The sequence below is a fragment of the Actinotalea caeni genome (assembly GCF_009733795.1).
GTDB lineage: Bacteria > Actinomycetota > Actinomycetes > Actinomycetales > Beutenbergiaceae > Pseudactinotalea > Pseudactinotalea caeni.
In genome coordinates this window covers 128,086-150,390 of record NZ_WNXX01000002.1, presented here as the reverse complement: position 1 = coordinate 150,390, position 22,305 = coordinate 128,086, and the positions used below count along the sequence as shown (strand labels likewise).

Genomic DNA, 22,305 nt, shown 5'->3' with positions numbered 1-22,305 from the left:
CAGGGCCGGGACCGCGATCCCGCGGTCCCGGCCCGACGCGGTCCCACGCGTAAGGAAGGATGTGCTCGTGGCGGTCACCATGCGCGACGTCGCCGACCGAGCAGGTGTGTCGGTCAAGACCGTCTCGAACGTGCTCAACGGCTACCGCTACCTGCGCCCGGAGACGCGCGAGCGCGTCGAGGCCGCGATCGCCGAGCTCGGCTACCGGTTGAACGTCTCCGCCAGCCACCTGCGCAAGGGGCGGACGGGGATGATCGGGCTCGCCGTCCCGGAGCTGGCGCACCCGTACTTCGCCGAGTTCGCCGACGTCATCGTCTCCGAGGCGGAGAAGGTCGGCCTGCGTGTCCTGATCGAGCGCACGGGCGCGACCCGCGAGGGCGCGCTGACGTCGCTCGACAGCCTCCAGCGCCGCATCACCGACGGGCTGCTCTTCTTCCCGCTGGGTCTCGAGCCGGACGAGGGCGACCTGCTCGCCGTCGACTACCCGCTGGTGCTCCTCGGGGAGCGGATCTTCGGCGCGCCCGTGGACCACGTGACGATGGCGAACGTGGAGGGTGCGCGCGCCGCGACGGTCCACCTCGCCGAGCAGGGGTGCCGCCGGATCGTGGCGCTCGGCGCACGGCTCGACGAGGGCATGGGCTCGCCGACGCTGCGGCTCCAGGGGTACACCGAGGGCCTCGAGGAGGCCGGGATCCCCTTCGACCCGGGCCTCGTGGTCGAGGAGAACCCGTGGTCGCGCCAGAAGGGCGAGGACGGGATCGCCCAGCTGCTGGACGCGGGCGTGGACTTCGACGGCGTCTTCGCGATGAACGACTCGCTGGCCTTCGGCGCCCTGCACGAGCTGTACATCCGCAGGATCGCCGTGCCGTCGGAGGTCGCGGTCGTCGGGTTCGACGACGTCGAGGACGCGCGGTTCCACGAGCCCGCGCTGTCCTCGATCGCACCGGGCACGGCCCAGATCGCGCGCGAGGCCGTGCGCATGCTGGTCGAACGGATCGGCGGCGACGACCAGCCGCCCCGCCTGCTCGTGGCCGACTTCGAGCTGCGCGTGCGCGGGTCGTCGCTGCGCTCGACGCCGACGCCCTGAGGCGCCGCCCCTACGGGTGCGTCATCGACATCACGTCGAGCGCCGCGTCCAGCTGCTCGGTCGTGATCTCGCCGCGCTCGACGTAGCCGAGGTCGAGCACCGCCTCGCGGATCGTGATGTTCTTCGCGACCGAGTGCTTGGCGATCTTCGCGGCCGCCTCGTACCCGATCACGCGGTTGAGCGGGGTGACGATCGACGGCGAGGACTCCGCCAGCTGGCGGGCGCGCTCGACGTTGGCGGTGATGCCGTCGACGCACCTGCCCGCGAGCGCGCGGGAGGCGTTGGCGATCAGGGTGATCGACTCCAGCAGGTTCCGGGCCATCACCGGCAGCATGACGTTGAGCTCGAACGAGCCGGAGGCACCCGCGAACGCGATCGTCGCGTCGTTGCCGATCACCTGGGCGCACACCATCAGCGTGGCCTCGGGCATGACCGGGTTGACCTTGCCCGGCATGATCGAGGAGCCGGGCTGCAGGTCGGGGAGCGCGATCTCGCCGAGGCCCGTGCGCGGGCCCGAGCCCATCCAGCGCAGGTCGTTGCAGATCTTCACCAGCGACACCGCGACGGTGCGCAGCGCGCCGCTGGCCTCGACCAGCGAGTCCTGCGCACCCTGCGCCTCGAAGTGGTTCGGCGCCTCGGTCACCGGCAGCCCGGTGTTCTCCGCGACCAGCGCGATCACCCGCTGCGGGAACCCCGGCGGGGTGTTGATCCCGGTGCCGACCGCGGTGCCGCCCAGCGGCAGCTCCGCGAGGCGCGGCAGCGCCGCCTGCACGCGCGCGATGCCGTTGCGGACCTGCTGGGCGTAGCCGCCGAACTCCTGGCCCAGGGTGACGGGCGTGGCGTCCATGAGGTGGGTGCGGCCGGCCTTGACGACGTCGGCGAACTCGTCCCGCTTCGCCTCCAGCGACGCCGCGAGCGTCTCCAGGCCGGGCAGCAGCTCGCGGATGACCGCCTCGGTCGCCGCGATGTGGATCGACGCCGGGAACACGTCGTTGCTCGACTGGCTGGCGTTGACGTGGTCGTTGGGGTGCACCTCGGTGCCGGCCTCGGTCGCCAGCGTCGCGATCACCTCGTTGGTGTTCATGTTCGACGACGTGCCGGAGCCGGTCTGGAACACGTCGACCGGGAAGTGGTCGTCCAGCTCGCCGACGATCACGCGGTCCGCGGCGGCGACGATCGCCTCGGCCTTGGCCTGGTCGATGACCCCGAGCTCGGCGTTGGCGATGGCCGCGGCGCGCTTGATCTGCGCGAGCGCGGCGATGTGGTGCCGCGAGAGCCCGACGCCGGAGATCGCGAAGTTCTCGACGGCGCGCTGCGTCTGCGCGCGGTACTTCGCCGCCCTGGGGACGCGGACCTCCCCCATCGTGTCGTGCTCGATCCGGTAGTCCTGCGCGTCGCCGCTCGTGTCGGTCATCATCCGCTCCGTCGGGGTCGTCTCTGCCGTCTGCGAGTATCCCACCGACGGGGACCTCTGCCGGCCGCCGGAGCGGGACGACGGCGGCGCCGTCTGCGACGATGGTCACGTGACGCAGCCGCCATCCGCACCGTGGGGCGACCCGGCGCCCCCGCCGGCCCCGCAGACCGCCTACGGCCAGGTGGACGACGCCGCCGGCCCGTACGCCGGCGGGCAGCCTGTCGCGTACGCCGCGCCGGGCGCCTACGGCGGCTACGCGCCGCCACCGCGCCCGACGACCCCGACGCTGGGCTGGGTCGCGCTCGTCGCCGGGATCGTGGCTCTCGTCGGGTCGCTCGTCAACGGGCTCGTCATCGCCTCGCTGCTCACGCCGGCCGCGTTCGACGGCCCGGACAGCGGGAACGTCGCGATGCTCATGTCCCTGGGTCTCGCCAACGGCCTGCTGCTGTGGTTCGGGTTCGGCCTGTGGGCGATCATCCAGGGCGGCGTCGCGATCGCGCAGGGCCGGGGTCGGCCGCAGGGCATCGGCGCCGTGCTGCTCGGGGTCGTCGGCCCCTGGGTCGGTGTCGCGATCGCCGGCGCGGCGTTCGTGGCGCTGTTCGGCACCGCCTGAGCCGGGCGCCGCTCGCCCGACCCTCGACCCGCGTCCACACCGACGTCCGCGGCGCGGGAGAATGCCACCATGACCCGCCCGCTGCGCATCGGCGTGGTGTGCCTGCACACCGATCCCTTCGCCCCTCCGGGCTCGGGCGACGTCGGGGGCATGAACGTCGTCGTGCGCAGCACCGCCGTCGCGATGGCGGCGGCGGGGCACGAGGTGACGGTGTGGACGCGGCTCGCCAGCGCGACGGCACCGACGACCGAGACGATCGACGGCGTGCTGCTGCGCCGGCTGCCCGCCGGCCCCGCCACGACGCTGCTCAAGTCCGCCCACGACGACCTCGTCGAGCCGTTCGGGAGGCTCCTGCGCGAGGAGCCGCCGGTCGACCTGCTGCACTCCCACCACTGGTTCTCCGGGATGGCGGCGCTGGAGGTCGCGCGCGAGCGCGGCGTCCCGCACGTGCAGTCCTTCCACAGCGTCGCCGCCCCGCCGGACCAGCCGTTGACGGCGGGCGAGCCACCGGAGTCCCCCGCCCGGCTGGACGGCGAGACGCTGCTCGCGCGCCGCACCGACCTCGTGGTCGCGGTCTCGGCGGCGGAGGCGCGCACGGTCGTCGACCGCCTCGGCGCGGCGCCCGAGGCCGTGCGGGTCGTGCACCCCGGCGTCGACAGCGAGATGTTCCACCCCGGCGAGGGCTCGGCGCGCCCGACGCTGCTGGCGGCCGCCCGGCTGGAGCCCCTGAAGGCGATCGACCTGGCGATCCGGACCCTCGCGGGCGTCGTCGAGCGGGACGGCGAGCCCCGGCCGAGGCTGGTGGTCGCGGGCGGTGCGACCAGCGACGAGTCCTACCCGCGCGAGCTGGCCGCGCTCGCGGCCGACCTCGGCGTCGCGTGCGACGTGACGTTCCTCGGCCCGCAGGGGCGCGAGCAGCTCGCGGCGCTGATGCGGTCGGCCACGCTGGTGCTGGTGCCGTCGCACTCGGAGACCTACGGGCTCGTCGCGCTCGAGGCCGCCGCGAGCGGTGTCCCGGTCGTCGCCACCCGGGCGGGCGGGCTCGAGGAGTCGGTGGTCGACGACGTCACCGGGCTGCTGCTGCCCGACTGGGAGACCGCCACCTGGGTGGACGCGGTGGCCGGTCTGCTCGCCGACCCCGACCTCGTGGCACGGCTCGGCGAGGGCGGCCGCGCGCACGCGCTACGGCACCGGTGGGCCGACGTCGCCGAGGCGACCCTCGCCTGCTACCGCGAGCTGCTGGGCTGACCGCCGCCCACCGCGCACCCGCACGAGGACCCGATCACGAGGTTGCCCTCGAGCACGGTGTGCGCGGGCTCGCTGCTCGGGTCGGCGATCGTGTCGAGCAGGTGCCCGACGGCGGTCCGCACCATCTCGGTCAGCGGCTGCCGGATCGTCGTGAGCGGCGGCTGCGTGTAGCGGGCCGCGGCGGTGCCGTCGACGGCGACGATCGCGACGTCGTCGGGGACGCGCAGCCCCAGCTCGGCGCACGCCGTCAGGACGCCGATCGCCTGCACGTCGGAGGTGACGAGCAGCGCCGTCGGGCGCTGCCGGCCCCGGCGCGCCCGCGGACCGAGCATCGCGTAGGCGGCGTCGCGGCCGCCGGCCGCGGTGAACTCGGCGTGCTCGACCCAGGCGTCGCCGGCATCGGCGCCCACCTGCTGCTGCTGCGCCCGCCAGCCCGCGACACGGTCGTCGGAGACCACGAGCGGCCACGGCCCGGCGATGCACCCGATCCGCGTGTGGCCGTGCGCCTGCAGGTGCTCGACGGCGAGCATCGCCATCCGCGGGTTGTCCATGTGCACGCTCGACAGCCGCTCGGTGAGCCGCTCCTCCACGCGGTCGACGACGACCATCGGCAGCGTGTCGGTCGCGGTGCGCTCGACGGTACGGGCCACCCGCGACGACGCGGTGACGAGGCCGTCCACCCGGCGGTCGATGAACGACCGCACGTACAGCGCCTCGCGGTCGGGGTTGTCGTCGGTGATGCCGATCGAGAGCGTGTTGCCCCGGCGGGAGAGCTCGACGACGAACCCCTCGGCCATCTCGGCGAAGAACGGGTTCGCGGGGCTGGGGATGAGCAGCCCGATCGTGCGGGTCATGCCGCCGCGCAGCGCCGAGGCGATCGCGTTCGGGCGGTACCCGAGCGCCTCGATCGCCGCCTCGATCCGGCGTCGTGCCTGCTCGGAGACCGGCCGCGGGCCGCCGTTGATGACGTAGGAGACGAGCGCGGGCGAGACGCCGGCGCGGCGCGCCACGTCCGCCCTCGTCACCGCCACGTCGCACCTCCAGACAACGCCGCTCGTGCCGTGGCGGCGACCACCACGTGCCGACCGTAGCAAGACCGGCCCACGCGGGCCGTGCTCATCGTCGGCGGCTCATCGCCGGTGCGCGGCCTCGAGATCGGTGTCACGGGGGTAGGAGGTCTGCGCACCGGACCCGGTCACCGCGAACGAGCCCGCGCGCACGCCCAGCTCCACGGCCTCGGGCAGCGTGGCGCCCGCGGCGAGCCGGACCGCGAGCGCGCCCGTGAAGGCGTCGCCGGCGCCGGTGGTGTCGACGATGTCCGCGACGGCGGGCGCGGCGACGTGGCCCGACCCGGTCTCGTCGGCCCAGACCGCACCGCGGGCACCCAGCGTGATGACCACCGAGCGGCACCTGCCGAGCAGGTCGCGCGCCGTCTCCAGGGCCTCGCTCGTCGCCGAGACCTCGCGGCCGGTCAGCGCCGCCGCCTCCGACTCGTTGACGACCAGCGGGTCGCACGGTGCGAGCACCTCGTCGGGCAGCGGGACGTACGGCGCCAGGTTGAGCACGAGACGCACGCCCGCGTCGTGGGCGCCCTGGGCTGTGGCGGCGACGATCTCCGAGCGCACCTCCCCCTGCGTGACGACGACGGCGCCCTCCGGCTGCCGGCCGAGGACGCGCCGCACGCGCGACTCGGAGAGCGCGAAGTTCGCACCCGGGACGACGACGATCGAGTTCTCGCCGGAGTCGTCGACGAGCACCAGCGCGATGCCGGTGGGCTCGCGCCCGATGATCTCGACGTCGGTGGTGGTGACCCCCTCGGCCCGTAGCTCGCGCAGCAGCAGCGCGCCGTCGTCGTCGTCGCCGACGCACCCGACGAACCGCACCTCGGCACCCAGGCGCGCGGCGGCCACCGCCTGGTTCGCGCCCTTGCCGCCGGGGCTGCGGCGCATCGTGTGCGCCAGCGTCGTCTCGCCCGCCGTGGGCACGGCCGGCACCCGCACCAGGTAGTCCTGGTTGGCGGACCCGACGACGACGATGGGCGCGCTGCTCGACCCGCTCACTTCTCTCCACTCGCGATCTCGAGGCCTCCGAAGAAGCGCTGCAGGACGAACATCATCAGGGCGGGCACGACCGACAGCACGATCGCACCGGCGAAGTTCTGGCCGAAGTCGAAGGTGTACTCCCCGAAGGTACGCGCGAGGGCCACCGGGGCGACCTGGAGGCTGGAGTCGGACACGACGAGCAGCGGCCACAGGTAGGCCGACCACTGGCCGAGGAAGATCAGCAGCGCCGAGTTGGCCAGCGCCGCACCACCGAGCGGCAGGTAGACCGACCACAGCACGCGCGGCTCGGCCGCGCCGTCGACCGTGGCCGCCTCCCGGTAGGAGGTGGGGATCGACAGGAAGTGCTGGCGCAGGTTGAAGATCGCCAGCCCGTTGCCGATGCCCGGCAGCACCAGCCCGAGGAGGGTGTTGGTGAGCCCCCACCCGCTGAACAGCTGCGACAGCGGGATCGCGATCGCCTCGAACGGCACCATGAAGCTGATGACGACGAACGCGAACACCGCGCCGCGGCCGCGGAACCGCAGCACCGACAGCGCGTAGGCGGCCAGCGCCGAGACCACCAGCCCGATCGCCACGGTGAGGAAGCAGACCGCGAACGAGATGAGGATCGACCGCCCGAACGGCCCCGAGAGCAGCGCCAGGTAGTTGCCGAGGCTGACCTCGCTGGGCACCAGGGTGCGCCACGTGACCGGCGACAGCGTCCCGAAGATCTCGTTGCTGGGCCGCAGCGAACCCGACAGCAGCCACAGCGCCGGGAGGATGAACAGGGCCGCGACCACGACCGCGAGCGCGGTCAGCAGGATCGAGCGACGCTCCGAGCGCGTGCGCCGACGCACCGCCGTCATGACGTCCCCTTCGCCGCCCGGTCGTCGTCGCGGAGCAGCCGGAACTGCAGCGCGACGAAGACGAGCATGATGATCGTGAGGATGACGACCTCCGCCGCCCCGAGGTTCTTGCTCGAGTACGTGTAGGTCGTGCGGTAGGCGTTGAACATCTGCATCGTGGTGCTGTTCTGGGGGCCGCCGTTGGTGAGCATCTGGATCGGCACGAACAGCACGAAGTTGGCGACGGTGTCCGCGACCAGCACGAACAGCAGCGGCCGCTTCAGCAGCGGGATCGTGATCTGGAAGAACGTGCGGATCGGACCGGCGCGGTCGAGCTTCGCGGCCTCGTAGTACTCGCTCGGGATCGCGCGCAGCCCGGAGATCAGGAAGATCATCCAGTAGCCGATGCCGATCCACGAGGCGATCAGCATGATCGAGGCGAGCGCCTGGTCGGGCGAGGTGAGGAACGGCTGGGGCCGCCCGCCGAGCGCGGTGATGATCGCGTTGACCGGCCCGTCGGGCCGCAGCGCGATCGACCACACGATGCTCGAACCGACGATCGGGACGACAGCCGGGATGAACACCAGCGTGCGCCACAGCCCGGGCGCGGCGATCCTGCGCGTCATCAGCACCGCCACGAGCAGCGCGATGGCGACCTGCAGCGGGTTGATGATCACGTTGAACACGACGGTGCGCAGCACCGTCTCGCGGAAGGCCTCGTTCCCCCAGAGGTCCAGGTAGTTGTCGAACCCGCTGAACACCGGCGGGCGGACGCCGCCCGGGAACCCGGAGTACAGGCTGGACACCACCGCACTGATGGTCGGGGCGATCCGGAGCGACCCGATGGCGACGAGAGCCGGCGCGAGGAACACGACGGCCCAGAACAGCTCCTTGCGGCGGCGGAGCTGGCGCCTGGGTGCCGGTGAGGCACCCAGGCGCCGCTGCGCCCCGGAGGGAGCCGCGCTGACGGCGGACGACGAACGACTCATCAGTGCGGTGGCGTCAGGCGTCAGCGGTACTGGGCCCAGGCCGTCTCGAGCTCCGACGACGCGGACTCGAGCGCGGCTGCCGGGTCGGCACCGTTGGCGACGTCGGAGAAGGCGCGGCCGATGATCTCCTCGAACTCCACGAAGCCGACCGTCTGCAGACGCGGGACGGCGGTGTTGGAGGTCTCGAAGTCGATGATCTCGGCGGCGAGCCGGCCTGCGTCGGAGTCGAACACGTCGCGCTGGAAGTACTGCTCCTTGCCCTCGGGGCTGGCGGGCAGCTCGGGCGAGGCGTAGTTGGCCGCGTAGCCGCCGCCGTGCTCGACCGACATCCAGCGCATGAAGATCGCGGCGGCCTCCCGCTCGTCGGAGAACGCGCTCATCGCGAGCGACCAGGAGCCGGTCGGCGTCACGACCTCACCGCCCTCGAAGTACGGGTGCGGCGCGACGCCCCACTCGAACTCGGCGTCGGTGAGCTTCGGCAGCAGCCACGGCCCCTGCACCATGTAGGCGGTGTTGCCGGTGAGGAACTCGGCGTCGGACTGCTCCGGCGTCACGCCCAGCGGTGAGAGGCCCTCGGCGAAGAGCTCGCCGTACCACTCCATCGCCTGCACCCAGGGCTCGCTGGTGACGTCCGGCGTCAGCAGGTCGTCGCCCGTGCCGCCCGCGGAGCCGCCGAGCGACATCGGCAGCGGCTGCAGCTGGTAGTAGCGGTTCACCTGGCCGAACAGCAGCCCGTTGGTGGCACCGGCCTCGACGGCGTTGGCCGCCCGCTCGGTGACCTCCTCCCAGGTCATGCGGTCCTCGATGGCAGCCGACGGCAGCGGGTCGCCCGCGGCCTCGACGAGCTCGACGTTGTAGTAGAGCAGCTGGGTGGAGTTCGCGATCGGGACCGCCCACATGCGCCCGTCGTACTGGCCGGACGCCAGCGGCGCCGGGTCCCACACGCCGGTGTCGGCGGCGAACTGGTCGGTGATGTCGGTCATGTAGCCGCGCGCGGCGAGCGCCGGGATGCGGGGCTGGTCGGCCCAGAACACGTCCGGGTTGCCGTCCTGGTTGCCGATGCGCGCGTCGAGGACCGAGTTGAGCTGGTCGAAGGGCACCGACTCGTACTCGACGGTGATCGTCGGGTGGTCCTCGTTGAAGGCGTCGATGACCTCCTGGATGCCGTCGGCGTCCTGGTGGCCGAGGACCTGGATCGTCGCGGTCGGGTCGGTGTCCGGGATCGACCAGTCGGCGTCGCCGGAGTCGCCGCTGTCGCCCGAGCCCCCGGAGGAGCACGCGCCGACGAGGGCGAGTGCGGCGATGCCCGATGCTGCGGCGAGGACGTGTCGTCTGTTCATGATTTCCTCTCGATGTGGTGCGTGCGGCGGCGGTGCCGCTGGGCCTCCTGCGGCCCCGATCGGTCTCAGAGCGCGGTGATGCGCTCGAGGAAGTAGGACGTGAAGCCCTCGACGTCGACGTCGACGGCGATCTGGGCGTTCGGCGCGGGCGCGTCGCTGCGGGTGAGCAGGTCCGTGATCGCGACACCGCGACCGACCTCGTCGGTGACGACGTCGACGTGGGCGGGCGCCCAGGTCAGCAGGTCGGGGCGCGACAGCGCGGCGACGGCGAGCGAGTCGTGCATCGCGCAGGCCTCGCCGGCCTCGGGGTCGCCCGGGTTCTCGCGCCCGAGCTTGTCGAGCCAGGCGATCGTGCACTCGCCCGCGAACGGGCCGAATGCGCCGGTGCCGGCGGCCATCGCGGCCGCGTGCTCGCGGGTGAGGCGGACCTGCAGCGTGACGTCGAGCCCGACGAGGCGCAGCGGCGCGCCGCTGCGGACGACGGCGCGTGCGGCGTGCGGGTCGACCCACCAGTTGAACTCGCCCGGCATCGCCAGCGACGGCGGCCGGCCGAGGAAGACGCCGCCCATGACGACGATCTCCTTGACGCTGCTCGCCACCCGCTCGTCGAGCGCGATGGCGGCGGCGACGTTGGTCAGGGGGCCGATCGCGATGATCGTGATCTCGCCCGGCGACTCGACGACGCGGCGCGCGATCTCGGCGGCGGCGTAGCCCGGCGCGGGCGTGTGGTGCCCGAACTCGCGGCGCACGGCCTCCGGGGCGCCCCGGACCTTCTCCGGCTCCACGAGCGGCGCTGCCGCACCGCGCACGACCGGGATCTCGGGCCGGCCCAGCCGCTGCAGCAGCTCCAGGCTCAGGTACGTCCCGCTCTCCACGTCGATGTTGCCGTTGACCGACGTGACGAGCTCGGTCGTCATCGTGTCGCTCTCCGACAGCAGCAGCGCGAGCGCGAAGCCGTCGTCGATCTCGGTCCCGGGGACACCCATACCCATGTCGGTGTCGAGGATCACGCGCATGTTCACTCCATTGTTCAACCCGTGTTGACCGGCAGTGTGACACGTGTTGAACGCGCGTCAAACGCAGTGTCCGCCCTCCGAGATGCTGGCCTCGTCACGCGTTGGCGGCCACCGCGAGGACCGCGTCGGGGGCCCACCGGACAGCGACGTCGCCCTCGGGCGCCCCGACGGCGCAGCCGCGCCGTTCGCGGACGCCGATCGCCGGACGGCGGGGCACCTCCGGCGGCATCATGCAGCTGTCGCGCCGCGCGACGCCGACCACAGGAGGACCCATGTCAGAGCTGACCATCGACCCCGCCCGCACCGCGCTCGTGCTCATCGAGTACCAGAACGAGTTCACCTCCCCCGGCGGGGTGCTGCACGACGCCGTCGCGCCGGTGATGGAGTCGACCCGCATGCTCGACAACACCGTCGAGCTCGTCGAGAAGGCACGGGCGGCCGGGGTGACGATCATGCATGCGCCGATCACGTTCGCCCCCGGCTACGGCGAGCTCACCCGCCACCCCTACGGGATCCTCAAGGGCGTGGTCGACGGCAACGCCTTCGTCAAGGGCACCTGGGGCGCGGAGATCGTCGACGACCTGGCGCCGAGCGAGGGCGACATCGTCATCGAGGGCAAGCGCGGGCTGGACACGTTCGCGAGCACGAACCTCGACTTCATCCTGCGCAGCAAGGGGATCGACACGATCGTCCTCGGCGGGTTCCTGACGAACTGCTGCGTCGAGTCGACGATGCGCACCGGCTACGAGAACGGGTTCCGCGTCATCACGCTGACCGACTGCACCGCCGCCACCTCGCAGGAGGAGCACGACAACGCGCTGCGGTTCGACTACCCGATGTTCTCGACACCGGTGACGTCCCAGGACGTGCTCGCCGCGCTCTGACGCGAACGCCCCCGGGCGGCAGCGGGCACACCGCGCCGCCCGGCGTCCGCGACCACCCGGGCGCACGGGAGGCCGCGGCGCGCCCGCGTCCCACCACACCCCGCCCCGTGACGTCGCCGTCGACGGGGGCGGCGGGTCAAGTTTGACTGACCGATCAGTCAGCCCTAGTCTCGGGACGTGACGCCACCCTCCGATCTCGCACGCCGGGCCGACCGCCGCGCCGCGATCCTCGAGGCGGCGGCGCTGGAGTTCGCCGTGCGCGGGTACGACGCCACCCGGGCCGCCGACGTGGCCCGTCGGGCCGGCGTGGCGTCGGGCACGGTCTTCTACCACTTCGGCGACAAGGCGACCCTGTTTCGCGAGGTGTTCGCCGACGACCTCCCCCGCGCACGCGGGCTGGCGGAGGAGGCACGACGTCTGGACGACCCTGTGAACGCCGCCCTGCACCTCGTGGACGGGCTGGCCGCGGACGTGCTCGTACCCGGCGCACCGGTCCTCGCGGCGGAGCTGGTCCGCCGCGTCGGCGTCGACCCCGAGCTGGCCCGCGTCGTCGCCGAGACGGACAGGATCACGCGTGGGGCACTCGCCGAGACGATCGAGCGGGGCGTCCGGACAGGGCGGTTCGACCCGACGCTCGACCCGCCCACCGCGGCCGGGCTGGTCCTCGCGATGGTCGACGGCCTCTACCTGGGCGCCGACCCCGAGCACGACCTGCGGCCGGCGCTGCGTCGCGCCGTCGCCGCCTATCTCCGCTCGCCGGACATGACCGAGGAGGACGATGACCGACCGACGTGACGGGACGACGATCGGGCTGCACCCCGCCGTAACCGCCGGGGTGTGCGCGGCGGGCTTCGCGCTCGGGGCCGGGCTCGGGATCGGCTCCGACGCGCTGCTGGCGTGGTTCGAGGGCACGTTCGACAGCGCGCCCGCCCCCGTGCGGGTCGCAGCCGCGCTGCCGACCGGTGTCGCTGTCGCCGTGCTCGCCGCCGCGGGCCTCCTCGTCGGCCTGTGGTTCGCCGGTCGGTGGAAGGAGGAGACCCTCGTGTGCACGCTCGACCCGGAGGGCGTCCGCACCCGCCTCCACAAGCGCTCGGGCTGGGTGCCGCGCAGCGCGGTGGCACAGGTGTTCGTCGACGGCGAGGAGCTCGTGCTCGCCGACCCGCGCGGCCGCCCGCTCGCCGTCGGTGCCGTCGCCGGCGTCGGCGTGCGACGGCTTGGACGCGCGTTCACGTCCGCGGGCTACCCCTGGTCGGGCACCGGCCACCCTCGCGAGAGCGCGTTCCGCGTGTTCGTCGAGGGACGCGACGACCCGGGTGCGCCGGTCACGGACCTGCTGACCGAGCGAGCCGCGGCACTGGCCGCGGGCGACGACGCCCGGGCTCGTGCGCTGCGCCTGGAGCTCGGTGAGGCCGGTGCGTTCGTGCGCGACCGGCACGGCGAGCAGGAGTACGTGCTGCTCGACGCCGTCGACCGCTGAACCTCCGGCCGAGCAGGTCGATCGTCAGCGGGGGCGGTACGGCGAGACGACGACCTCGACGCGCTGGAACTCCTTGAGGTCGGAGTAGCCCGTGGTCGCCATCGCGCGGCGCAGCGCGCCGATGAGGTTGAGCGTGCCGTCGGCCTGGCTGCCCGGGCCGAGCAGGATCTGCTGGAGCGTGCCGACGGTGCCGACGCGCACCCGCTCGCCGCGCGGCAGCTGCGGGTGGTGCGCCTCCGGACCCCAGTGCCAGCCGCGGCCCGGCGCCTCCTGAGCGCGCGCGAGCGCGGCGCCCAGCATGACGGCGTCGGCGCCGCACGCGACGGCCTTGACGAGGTCGCCCGAGAGCCCGACCCCGCCGTCGGCGATGATGTGGACGTACCGGCCGCCGGACTCGTCGAGGTAGTCGCGGCGGGCCGCGGCCACGTCGGCGACGGCGGAGGCCATCGGGGCGTGGATGCCGAGCGTCGTGCGCGTGGTGTGCGCCGCGCCGCCGCCGAACCCGACGAGCACGCCGGCCGCACCGGTGCGCATGAGGTGCAGAGCCGCGGTGTAGGTCGAGGCGCCGCCGACGATGACCGGCACGTCGAGCTCGTAGATGAACCGCTTGAGGTTGAGCGGCTCCGCGTTGGAGGAGACGTGCTCGGCCGAGACCGTGGTGCCGCGGATGACGAACAGGTCGACGCCCGCGCCGACGACGGTGCGCCAGTGCTCCTGCGTGCGCTGCGGCGAGAGCGCGCCGGCGACGGTGACGCCGGCCTTGCGGATCTCGCCGAGCCGCTCGGTGATGAGCTCGGGGATGATCGGCGCCGAGTAGATCTCCTGCATGCGTGCGGTCGCGCGGTCCTCGGGGAGCTCGGCGATCTCAGCGAGCAGCGGCTCCGGGTCGGAGTACCGGGTCCACAGGCCCTCGAGGTCGAGCACTCCGATGCCGCCGAGCTGGCCGAGCCGCACGGCGGTGGCCGGGCTCATGACCGAGTCCATCGGTGCCGCGAGGACCGGCAGCTCCACGTGGTAGGCGTCGATCTGCCACGTCACCGAGACGTCCTCGGGGTCACGCGTGCGGCGCGACGGCACGACCGCGATGTCGTCGAAGGAGTACGCGCGGCGCCCCCGCTTGCCGCGGCCGATCTCGATCTCGTAGGTCACCCGGCAAGGCTACCGGCCCGCACCCCACCCGGTTCCACCGTGGAGCACGCACCCGCCGGTGTCCGGGGACGCCAGGGGCAGAAGTGGGTTGAAACCCTGCCCGGGGGCGGACGTGGGTTGGAAGCGTCAGCCGCGGAAGGAGTAGTTCGGGGCCTCGCTGACCATCTGCACGTCGTGCGGGTGCGACTCCTTGAGGCCCGCGGCGGTGATCCGCACGAACCGGCCGCGCTGCTGCAGCTCGGGGATCGTGCGGGCGCCCACGTAGAACATCGACTGGTGCAGCCCGCCGACGAGCTGGTGCGCGACCTGCGCGGCCGACCCCTTGTACGCGACGCGACCCTCGATGCCCTCGGTGATGACGTCGTCGTCGGAGACGTCGCCCTGGAAGTAGCGGTCCTTGGAGTAGGAGCGGCGGTCGCCGCGCGACTGCATCGCGCCGAGCGAGGCCATGCCGCGGTAGAGCTTGTACTGCTTGCCGCCCGAGAAGATCAGGTCGCCCGGTGCCTCGTCGGTGCCGGCGAACAGCGAGCCGAGCATGACCGACTCCGCGCCCGCCACGATCGCCTTCGCGATGTCGCCCGAGTACTGCAGGCCGCCGTCGCCGATCACCGGGACACCGGCCGGGCGCGCGGCGAGCGACGCCTCGTAGATCGCCGTCACCTGCGGCACGCCGACGCCCGCGACCACGCGGGTGGTGCAGATCGAGCCCGGGCCCACGCCGACCTTGACGGCGTCGCAGCCGGCGTCGACGAGCGCCTGCGCACCCTCGCGGGTGGCGATGTTGCCGCCGATCACCTGCACGCCCCTGGTGGCGGGGTCGCTCTTGAGCCGGCGCACCATGTCGAGCATGAGCCGGGCGTGCCCGTTGGCGGTGTCGACGACGAGCACGTCGACGCCGGCCTCGACCAGCGCGGTCGCACGCTCCCACGCGTCGCCGAAGAACCCGACGGCGGCACCGACGACCAGCCGGCCCTCGCCGTCCTTGGTCGCGAGCGGGTACTGCTCGGACTTGACGAAGTCCTTGACGGTGATGAGGCCGCGCAGCCTGCCGTCCTCGTCGACGAGCGGCAGCTTCTCGACCTTGTGCTTGGCCAGCAGCGCGGAGGCGTCCTCGCGCGAGATCCCCACCCGACCGGTGACGAGCGGCATCGGCGTCATCGCCTCACGGACGGTCGTCGTCTGGAACGTCGCGGGCGGCACGAACCGCAGGTCGCGGTTGGTGATGATGCCGAGCAGCACGTCGTCGGCGTCGACCACCGGCAGCCCGGAGACGCGGAACTTCGCGCACAGCGCGTCGAGCTCGGCGAGCGTGGCGTCCGGCCCGATCGTCAGCGGGTCGGTCACCATGCCGGACTCCGACCGCTTGACCAGGTCGACCTGCGCGGCCTGGTCGGCGATCGGCAGGTTCCGGTGGAGGATCCCGACACCGCCCTGGCGGGCCATCGCGATGGCCATCCTGCCCTCGGTGACGGTGTCCATGGCCGCCGAGACCAGCGGGATCCGCATGGAGATCTCCCGCGTCAGGCGGGTCGAGGTGTCCGCCTCGCTGGGGACGACGTCGGTCTCCCCGGGCAGCAGGAGCACGTCGTCGTAGGTGAGTCCGATGAAACCGAAGGGATCGGTCGGCGGCTGCGTCACGCCGCCAGTCTAGGCAGGTGCTCGACGGCGTCTCGACCCCCGGTCCGGCAGCCGATCCGTGACGTCCCTCACCCGCGGCCGCCGCGGCGTCGGCGCCGGGCTGCCCCGGACGTGCGAAGGCCCCGGCGACCGTGGGTCACCGGGGCCTGCGCGGAGCGGACGCGCGGGGCGTCAGCTCACTTCTCGACGACGGCGAGGACGTCGCGCGCGGAGAGGATGAGGTACTCCTCACCGGCGTACTTCACCTCGGTGCCGCCGTACTTGCTGTAGATGACCACGTCGCCGACAGCGACGTCGACCGGCACCCGGTTCCCGTTGTCGTCGACCCGACCGGGCCCGACGGCGAGGACCTCGCCCTCCTGGGGCTTCTCCTTCGCGGTGTCCGGGATGACGAGGCCAGAGGCCGTGGTCTGCTCGCCGTCGCTCGCCTTGACGACGATCCGGTCCTCGAGCGGCTTGATGGAGACCGACACTGCGGACCTCCCCTTTCGCGTAGCAACTGTTCAGGACAATGGGACCGCACCGGGGCAGCACGGGTCGTCGCCGTCGCGGGGGTCGACATCCCGTGCCGAGGCACGGTCGAACGCTCCTGGGTAGGAGCCTCGGGTCACAATCTAGGCTCGCGTTAGCACTCGGTCAAGGCGAGTGCTAAGAGTTTCGCGAGGAGCGTGCTCAGTAGCCGTGCCGCGGGGTGGCGCGCGCCATCACCTCGGCGCGTGCGCGGGCCAGCTCCTCGAGCAGGTGCGCCTCGTCCTGCCGCGCGCGCCGTGCGACGTGACCGGTGTAGAGGTCCTGGCGCGCGTAGGCGAGCCGTGCGGCGGTGCGCTGGTAGGCGCGCATCGCGGGCTTGGCGCCCACGCCCGCCGCCCACCGGCGCGCGGCGCGGCAGGCCTGCATCGACGACAGCGCCTGCACCTCGGCCTCGCTGAGCCAGCCGCTCGGTACGTAGTCGCGCAGCCGGCGCCCCACGACGTGCTGCTCGCGCTGGCGCAGCCAGATCGCGATGCCCGCGAGCAGCGCGAGCGGGAGCCAGTTGAGCAGCACGAAGATCGCGACGAGGTCGGTGAACGAGGACGCGAAGCTGAGGCTGCCGTTCCAGCCCATGTGCAGCGCGACCGCCGCGAGGTAGCCGAGCGGGAACAGCCAGAGCCAGGCGGCCTTGGACCGCCGACGCGAGGCGATGCCGAGCGCGATGCCCATCGGCACCGAGTAGACGAGGTGGCCGAACGGGCTGAGCAGCGCCCGCATCACGAAGATCATGCCCATGTCCTCGGCGTTGAGCGCGAAGTACTGCACGTCCTCGACGACCGAGAAGCCGAGCGCCACCACCGCGCCGTAGACGGCGCCGTCGAGCGGTCCGTTGAACTCGCGCCGCCGCACGAGGAAGATCAGCAGGATCCCGAGGCCCTTCATCGCCTCCTCGACGATCGGGGCGCCGAGCACGGCCGAGGCGGTGCCCGGGTCGAGACCGGTGCCGAGCGCACCGGCGAGCGCCGGCCCGACGACGGAGTTGAGCAGGCTCGCGACCGCGACGGCGACACCGCCGCCCCACAGGAACGCCCCGACGAGCAGGAACCGCGGCTCGGGCTCCCACCGGTCGACCCACATGATGAGCGCGCCGATCGTGACCAGCGGCACGAGCGCGAGCACGACGGCGACCCCGACGGTGGTCCCGCTCGTCACCAGCGCCATCAGGACGACGAACGCCGAGGCGAGCAGGCCGCCGAGGACCACGAGCACGATCTCGAGGACGATCGGCCGCTTGCGCTGGGTCGCCCACGGGACCGCGCCCGGCGGCGCCATGGCCGGGCTCGGCGCGACCGGGTGCGGCGGCTGGGCGGCGTAGGCGGGCTGGGCACCGTAGCCGGGCTGCGCGGTGTACCCGGGCTGCGCTCCGTAGCCGGGCTGCGCGGGCTGCGCTCCGTAGCCGGGCTGCGCGGCGTACCCGGGCTGCGCTCCGTAGCCGGGCTGCGCGGGCTGCGCTCCGTAGCCGGGCTGCGCGGCGTACCCGGGCTGGGGTGCGCCGTAGCCGGGCTGGGCCGGCGTCGGGGCGGGCGCAGGGCCGGGCTGGGGCGCCCCCGACGGGGCAGCGTAGCGCGCAGGCTGCGGCGCGGGCTCGGGTGACGTCACCGGAGCACGGTAGCGGCCCGGGTGAGCGGCAGGCAGGGGGACGACTACCCGGTGGCGCTCAGCCGCCCTGCTCGCGGGCGCGCTGCCGCTCCAGCTTCTCGGCCGCCCTCATCAGCTCCTTGGCGGCGTCGCGCGCACGCTGCGCCTCCGCCTCGCGCCGGTGGAGCTCCTTGACCCGCTGCTCGGTCGCCTTGCGGGTCGCGACGGCGTCGCGCCAGGCGCCCTCGGCCCGCTCGTAGGCCTCGCGCGGCGAGGCCGGCGCGGCGTCCACGGCCACCGGCGGCGGGCCGGCCGCGGCACGAGCCGCGACGCCGTCGAGGAACGTCTCGAGCGCGAAGCGCAGGTCGGGGCCGAGGTCGTCGTCGGGCGCCGCCTCCTGCGGTGCGCCGAAGTAGGCGCCGGAGGCGACGAGCGGGGCCAGGTGCGGGAAGCGCGCCGCGGTGGCGACCTCTCGGATCGCCGCGACCGTGGCGCTGGAGTAGCCGGTGATCTCGTCCATCACGCCCGCGAAGCCGCGCACGAGCACCGTGCAGCCGACGATGACGCCCAGCTTCTCCTCCGGCGACGTCGGGAGCGTGCGCAGCGCCCGCAGCCCCGCGTCGACGACCCGCATGTTGTTGGGCATGATCAGCAGGTCGGAGTCGACCGGCAGCTCGAGCACCCACGGGTGGCGGCGGTAGCAGCCCGCCAGCAGGCCGGCCCAGGCGAGCAGGCCCGCGCGCCAGTCGTCGTCGGGCACTCCCCCGACGTCCTCGGTGCGCAGCGCCGCGTCGAGCATCAGCCGGTGCAGCTCGTCCTTGCTGGCGATGTAGCGGTACAGCGCCATCGTCGTGAAGCCGAACGAGGCGGCGACGCGCTGCATCGTCACGGCGTCGAGGCCCTCGGCGTCGGCGATCTCGATCGCCGCGTCGACGATGCCCTCGTGGCTCAGCTCGCGCTTCGGGCCGCGCTGCGGGAACTCGGCCACACCCCAGGCCACGGCGACGGTCCGCGGCATCCCGTCCTCGGTCACCCAATCACTGTATACAGCGCACGCTGTGTATGCCATACTCAGTGTGTGCCATAAACAGATAGTCCTGTACACAGAACGGAGCCGGCATGACCCCCGCCATCGAGGTGGACTCGATCCGCAAGAGCTACGCATCCGCCGTCGTGCTCGACGGCGTGTCCCTCACCGTCCCGAGCGGCGTCTACGCGCTGCTGGGTCCGAACGGCGCCGGGAAGACGACGTTCGTCAACGTCCTCACGACGCTGCTGCGACCCGACGGAGGCACCGCCCGGATCTGCGGCGTCCCGCTGTCGCAGCGCCGCACGGTGCGCCGGCTCATCAGCGTCACCGGCCAGTTCGCCGCGGTGGACGAGCTGCTCACCGTCACCGAGAACCTCGTCGTGGTCGCACGCCTGCTGGGTCTCGACGCCGCCCGCGCACGGTCCCGGGCGGCCGAGCTGGTCGAGGCCTTCGACCTCGGTGCGGTCGCGCACACGCTGGTGCGCACCCTCTCCGGCGGCACCGCACGCCGGGTCGACCTCGCGATGAGCCTCGTCCAGCGGCCGGCCGTGCTGTTCCTCGACGAGCCGACGACCGGCCTCGACCCCGCGAGCCGGCGGCGGCTGTGGGCCGACGTCCGCGAGCTGGCGACAGCCGGCACCACCGTCCTGCTCACCACCCAGTACCTCGAGGAGGCCGAGGCGCTGGCCGACCGGATCGGCGTGCTCGCAGGCGGTCGGATCGTCGCCGAGGGCACGGCCGCCGAGCTGACCGCCGTCGTCGGCGGCGAGGAGGTCGTGCTGACCGAGGCCGACGGGACCGAGGTCCGCACGCTGACGACCGACGGCACGGTCGCCGGGCTCGCCGCGGCCCTCGACCGGCTCGAGCCCGACACCGCGGCCCTGCACGTGCAGCTGCGCAGGCCCACCCTCGAGGACGCCTTCACCGCCCTCACCCAGCACCGCACCACCTCGACCGAGAAGGAGGTCGCCGCATGACCACGCTCACCGCTCCCCCGGCCCGCCGCGGCGCGGGCGCCCTGCGTGCCGCCGGCGTGTTCGTCGAGCGCAGCCTGCGCCAGAACCTGCGCGACGGCGAGGCGCTGCTCATGGCCGTGCTGCTGCCGGTGCTGCTCATGCTCGTGTTCACCTACGTCTTCGGCGGCGCGATCGACCCGACCGGCGCCTACCTCAGCTACGTGGTGCCCGGCATCATCCTCACCTGCGCGGGCTTCGGCGCCTCGGGCGTGGCGGTGTCGGTCAACCGGGACGTGACGACCGGTGCGATCAACCGGTTCCGCACGATGCCGATCGCGGGCGCCACCGTGCTCGTCGGGCACGTGGTCGCGAGCCTGCTGCGCAACCTCGTGGCGACCGGCCTCGTCATCGGGGTCGGGGTGGCGCTCGGCTTCCGCCCGGACGCCACGCCGCTGGAGTGGGTCGGCGCGGTGGGCGTCGTCGGTCTCTACATCCTGGCGATCACCGCGCTGTTCGCCTTCATCGGCCTGGTCGCCGGCAGCCCCGAGAGCGCGAACGGCTACGGGTTCCTGCTGCTGTTCCTGCCCTACGCCTCGAGCGCGTTCGTGCCGGTGGAGACGATGCCGTCGTGGCTGCGCGGGTTCTCCGAGCACCAGCCGATCACGCCGGTCATCGAGACGATCCGCGGGCTGCTCACCGGCACCGAGATCGGCACCGCGGGGCCGCTCGCGCTGGTGTGGTGCGTCGGCGTCGTGCTGGTCGCGGGGCTCCTGGTCGCCCTCACCTTCCCGCGGCGGCTGCGCCGCTGACCCGCACGGCCCGGCCCGGGACCGGTGCGCGCCGCCGGCCCGGGCCGTCGCGACCGGCTAGATGTCGCCGCCGAGGTAGGCGGCCCGCACCGAGGGGTCGTTCGCCAGCTCGGCCCCGGTGCCCGACCGCACGATCTCACCGGTCTCGAGCAGATAGGCGTAGTGGGCCAGCTTGAGCGCCTGCGCCGCGTTCTGCTCGACGAGCAGCACGGTCGTCCCCTGCTCGTTGATCTCCTCGATGATCGTGAAGATCTGCTTGATGAGCATCGGCGCCAGCCCCATCGACGGCTCGTCGAGCAGCAGCAGCCGCGGTCGCGCCATCAGCGCCCGACCGATCGCCAGCATCTGCTGCTCGCCGCCCGAGAGGGTGCCGGCGACCTGCTTGATGCGCTCGTCGAGCCGTGGGAACAGCGTCAGCACCCGCTCGAAGTCCGGCGCGAGCGCCGACGCGCTGCGGTCGCGGCGCACGTAGGCGCCCATCTCGAGGTTCTCGCGCACGGTCATGCCGGGGAAGATGCCCCGGCCCTCGGGCGCCTGGCTGATGCCGATCTGCACGCGCTTGTCGGGCGAGACCTTCGCCAGGTCCTGGCCGTCGTAGACGATCGAGCCGGCGCGCACCTTGCGGAGCCCCGAGATCGTCTTGAGCGTCGTGGACTTGCCGGCGCCGTTGGCGCCGATCAGCGTGACGATCGAGCCCTGGGGCACCTCGAAGGTGATGTCGCGGATCGCCTCGATGTGGCCGTAGTTGACCGACAGGTCGCGGATCTCGAGCAGCACGTCACTCATCGGTCACCACCTCGTCCTCCGCGACGCCCAGGTAGGCGGCGATCACCGCCGGGTCGTTCTGCACCTCGGTCGGGCTGGCGTCGGCGATCTTGGTCCCGAACTCGAGCACGACCACCCGGTCGACGACGCCCATCACCAGCCGCATGTCGTGCTCGATGAGCAGCACCGTCAGCCCGCGGTCGCGGATCTTGCGGATCAGCTCCATGAGCGCCTGCTTCTCCGACGGGTTGAAGCCCGCGGCGGGCTCGTCCAGGCAGAGCAGCTTCGGCTGGGTCGCCATCGCGCGCGCGATCTCCAGCCGGCGCTGGTCGCCGTAGGAGAGGTTGCCCGCCAGCTCGTCGGCGCGGCCGCCGACCCCGACGAAGTCGAGCAGCTCGAGCGCGAGCTCGCGGCCCGCGGCCTCCTCGCGCCGGTGCCGCGGCAGCCCGAGGAGCGCCGAGATCGGGCCGGTCGTGTGCCGGGCGTCGGCCCCGACCATGACGTTCTCGAGCGCGGTCATCGCGCGGAACAGGCGGATGTTCTGGAAGGTCCGCGCGATGCCGCGCTTGGCGATCCGGTAGCGCTTCAGCCCGGTGATCTGCTCGCCGTCGAACGTGACGCCGCCGGAGGTGGGGCGGTAGATGCCGGTGACGACGTTGAACGCGGTCGTCTTGCCCGCGCCGTTCGGGCCGATCAGCCCGAGGATCTCGCCGCGGTCGATGTGGAAGCTGACCCCGTTGAGGGCGGTCACGCCGCCGAACTTGAGCGTGACGTCGTCGAGCGAGAGCAGGGTGTCGCCCGTGGTCACCGGCGTGGGCTGCTGGACGGTCTCAGCCACGGCTGCTCCCCTCATCGGTCGGTGCTGCGTCGTCGGGCGTCGGACCGCCCGCGGCG

The 22,305-nt window shown here is 73.1% G+C and carries 23 protein-coding genes; 8 read left to right on the top strand and 15 right to left on the bottom strand.

Annotation, left to right across the window (positions count from 1 at the left end):
• Positions 1–67: 67 nt before the first annotated feature.
• Positions 68–1,087: a LacI family DNA-binding transcriptional regulator gene (locus GPA02_RS02585; RefSeq protein ID WP_240133831.1), complete on the top strand. Its 1,020-nt coding sequence runs from the start codon at positions 68–70 to the stop codon at positions 1,085–1,087.
• 10 nt (positions 1,088–1,097) lie between these two features.
• Here the strand turns inward: GPA02_RS02585 and GPA02_RS02580 are convergent, their stop codons facing one another.
• Positions 1,098–2,501 carry a class II fumarate hydratase gene (locus GPA02_RS02580; protein ID WP_156198288.1) on the bottom strand — a complete coding sequence of 468 codons (1,404 nt, stop codon included), beginning with the start codon at positions 2,499–2,501 and terminating at the stop codon, positions 1,098–1,100.
• A 109-nt stretch (positions 2,502–2,610) separates the two neighbouring features.
• On the opposite strand from GPA02_RS02580, the gene GPA02_RS02575 reads away from it, so the two are divergent.
• Positions 2,611–3,114, top strand: coding sequence for a hypothetical protein (locus GPA02_RS02575; protein ID WP_156198287.1), 504 nt, complete (start codon positions 2,611–2,613; stop codon positions 3,112–3,114).
• 69 nt (positions 3,115–3,183) lie between these two features.
• Entirely contained in the window at positions 3,184–4,362 is a 1,179-nt protein-coding gene (locus GPA02_RS02570) for a glycosyltransferase (protein WP_156198286.1), read from the top strand.
• Here GPA02_RS02570 and GPA02_RS02565 read toward each other — a convergent pair.
• From GPA02_RS02565 to GPA02_RS02535, 7 genes are all read right to left on the bottom strand, one after another.
• Complete coding sequence (locus tag GPA02_RS02565; RefSeq protein WP_162457682.1) at positions 4,341–5,393, bottom strand: LacI family DNA-binding transcriptional regulator; 1,053 nt, start codon at positions 5,391–5,393, stop codon at positions 4,341–4,343. The genes GPA02_RS02570 and GPA02_RS02565 overlap by 22 nt on opposite strands.
• 99 nt (positions 5,394–5,492) lie before the next feature.
• Positions 5,493–6,422, bottom strand: a complete 930-nt coding sequence (locus tag GPA02_RS02560; RefSeq protein ID WP_193567829.1) for a ribokinase — start codon at positions 6,420–6,422, stop codon at positions 5,493–5,495.
• Positions 6,419–7,270 (bottom strand): carbohydrate ABC transporter permease, encoded by an 852-nt coding sequence (locus GPA02_RS02555; protein WP_156198284.1) that lies wholly within the window; start codon positions 7,268–7,270, stop codon positions 6,419–6,421. Before GPA02_RS02555 ends, GPA02_RS02560 begins: the two co-directional genes overlap by 4 nt.
• Complete coding sequence (locus GPA02_RS02550; protein WP_156198283.1) at positions 7,267–8,238, bottom strand: carbohydrate ABC transporter permease; 972 nt, start codon at positions 8,236–8,238, stop codon at positions 7,267–7,269. Before GPA02_RS02550 ends, GPA02_RS02555 begins: the two co-directional genes overlap by 4 nt.
• Positions 8,239–8,258: 20 nt before the next feature.
• On the bottom strand, positions 8,259–9,578 hold the full coding sequence (locus tag GPA02_RS02545) for an ABC transporter substrate-binding protein (protein WP_156198282.1): 1,320 nt from the start codon (positions 9,576–9,578) through the stop codon (positions 8,259–8,261).
• A gap of 65 nt (positions 9,579–9,643) precedes the next feature.
• Entirely contained in the window at positions 9,644–10,594 is a 951-nt protein-coding gene (locus GPA02_RS02540; RefSeq protein ID WP_156198281.1) for a nucleoside hydrolase, read from the bottom strand.
• A gap of 94 nt (positions 10,595–10,688) precedes the next feature.
• A complete protein-coding gene (locus GPA02_RS02535) occupies positions 10,689–10,868 on the bottom strand; it encodes a hypothetical protein (RefSeq protein ID WP_156198280.1) in 180 nt (59 codons plus the stop codon).
• On the opposite strand from GPA02_RS02535, the gene GPA02_RS02530 reads away from it, so the two are divergent.
• The 3 genes from GPA02_RS02530 to GPA02_RS02520 all read left to right on the top strand — a co-directional run bounded on the left by GPA02_RS02530 (position 10,867) and on the right by GPA02_RS02520 (position 12,955).
• Positions 10,867–11,478 carry a cysteine hydrolase family protein gene (locus GPA02_RS02530; RefSeq protein ID WP_156198279.1) on the top strand — a complete coding sequence of 204 codons (612 nt, stop codon included), beginning with the start codon at positions 10,867–10,869 and terminating at the stop codon, positions 11,476–11,478. The genes GPA02_RS02535 and GPA02_RS02530 overlap by 2 nt on opposite strands.
• Before the next feature lie 177 nt (positions 11,479–11,655).
• Positions 11,656–12,273 carry a TetR/AcrR family transcriptional regulator gene (locus GPA02_RS02525; RefSeq protein ID WP_156198278.1) on the top strand — a complete coding sequence of 206 codons (618 nt, stop codon included), beginning with the start codon at positions 11,656–11,658 and terminating at the stop codon, positions 12,271–12,273.
• Positions 12,257–12,955 carry a YqeB family protein gene (locus GPA02_RS02520; RefSeq protein WP_156198277.1) on the top strand — a complete coding sequence of 233 codons (699 nt, stop codon included), beginning with the start codon at positions 12,257–12,259 and terminating at the stop codon, positions 12,953–12,955. Before GPA02_RS02525 ends, GPA02_RS02520 begins: the two co-directional genes overlap by 17 nt.
• A 24-nt stretch (positions 12,956–12,979) precedes the next feature.
• On the opposite strand, the gene GPA02_RS02515 is transcribed toward GPA02_RS02520, so the two are convergent.
• The 5 genes from GPA02_RS02515 to GPA02_RS02495 all read right to left on the bottom strand — a co-directional run bounded on the left by GPA02_RS02515 (position 12,980) and on the right by GPA02_RS02495 (position 18,884).
• Complete coding sequence (locus GPA02_RS02515; protein ID WP_156198276.1) at positions 12,980–14,104, bottom strand: GuaB3 family IMP dehydrogenase-related protein; 1,125 nt, start codon at positions 14,102–14,104, stop codon at positions 12,980–12,982.
• Positions 14,105–14,230: 126 nt separating this feature from the next.
• Positions 14,231–15,742, bottom strand: a complete 1,512-nt coding sequence (gene guaB / locus GPA02_RS02510; protein WP_156198275.1) for an IMP dehydrogenase — start codon at positions 15,740–15,742, stop codon at positions 14,231–14,233.
• 176 nt (positions 15,743–15,918) lie between these two features.
• Positions 15,919–16,215 (bottom strand): co-chaperone GroES, encoded by a 297-nt coding sequence (groES, locus tag GPA02_RS02505; RefSeq protein WP_156198274.1) that lies wholly within the window; start codon positions 16,213–16,215, stop codon positions 15,919–15,921.
• Between the two features lie 199 nt (positions 16,216–16,414).
• The gene (locus tag GPA02_RS02500; protein WP_156198273.1) at positions 16,415–17,872 is read right to left on the bottom strand and encodes a PrsW family intramembrane metalloprotease; all 1,458 of its coding nucleotides are present in this window, start codon (positions 17,870–17,872) and stop codon (positions 16,415–16,417) included.
• 58 nt (positions 17,873–17,930) lie between these two features.
• Entirely contained in the window at positions 17,931–18,884 is a 954-nt protein-coding gene (locus GPA02_RS02495) for a TetR/AcrR family transcriptional regulator (RefSeq protein WP_162457681.1), read from the bottom strand.
• A gap of 86 nt (positions 18,885–18,970) precedes the next feature.
• On the opposite strand from GPA02_RS02495, the gene GPA02_RS02490 reads away from it, so the two are divergent.
• A complete protein-coding gene (locus GPA02_RS02490) occupies positions 18,971–19,858 on the top strand; it encodes an ABC transporter ATP-binding protein (protein ID WP_156198271.1) in 888 nt (295 codons plus the stop codon).
• Positions 19,855–20,646 carry an ABC transporter permease gene (locus GPA02_RS02485; RefSeq protein WP_156198270.1) on the top strand — a complete coding sequence of 264 codons (792 nt, stop codon included), beginning with the start codon at positions 19,855–19,857 and terminating at the stop codon, positions 20,644–20,646. Before GPA02_RS02490 ends, GPA02_RS02485 begins: the two co-directional genes overlap by 4 nt.
• Positions 20,647–20,703: 57 nt before the next feature.
• Here GPA02_RS02485 and GPA02_RS02480 read toward each other — a convergent pair whose 3' ends face one another.
• The gene (locus GPA02_RS02480; RefSeq protein ID WP_204986477.1) at positions 20,704–21,432 is read right to left on the bottom strand and encodes an ABC transporter ATP-binding protein; all 729 of its coding nucleotides are present in this window, start codon (positions 21,430–21,432) and stop codon (positions 20,704–20,706) included.
• Positions 21,425–22,264 carry an ABC transporter ATP-binding protein gene (locus tag GPA02_RS02475; RefSeq protein WP_156198269.1) on the bottom strand — a complete coding sequence of 280 codons (840 nt, stop codon included), beginning with the start codon at positions 22,262–22,264 and terminating at the stop codon, positions 21,425–21,427. Before GPA02_RS02475 ends, GPA02_RS02480 begins: the two co-directional genes overlap by 8 nt.
• Positions 22,265–22,305: the final 41 nt, after the last annotated feature.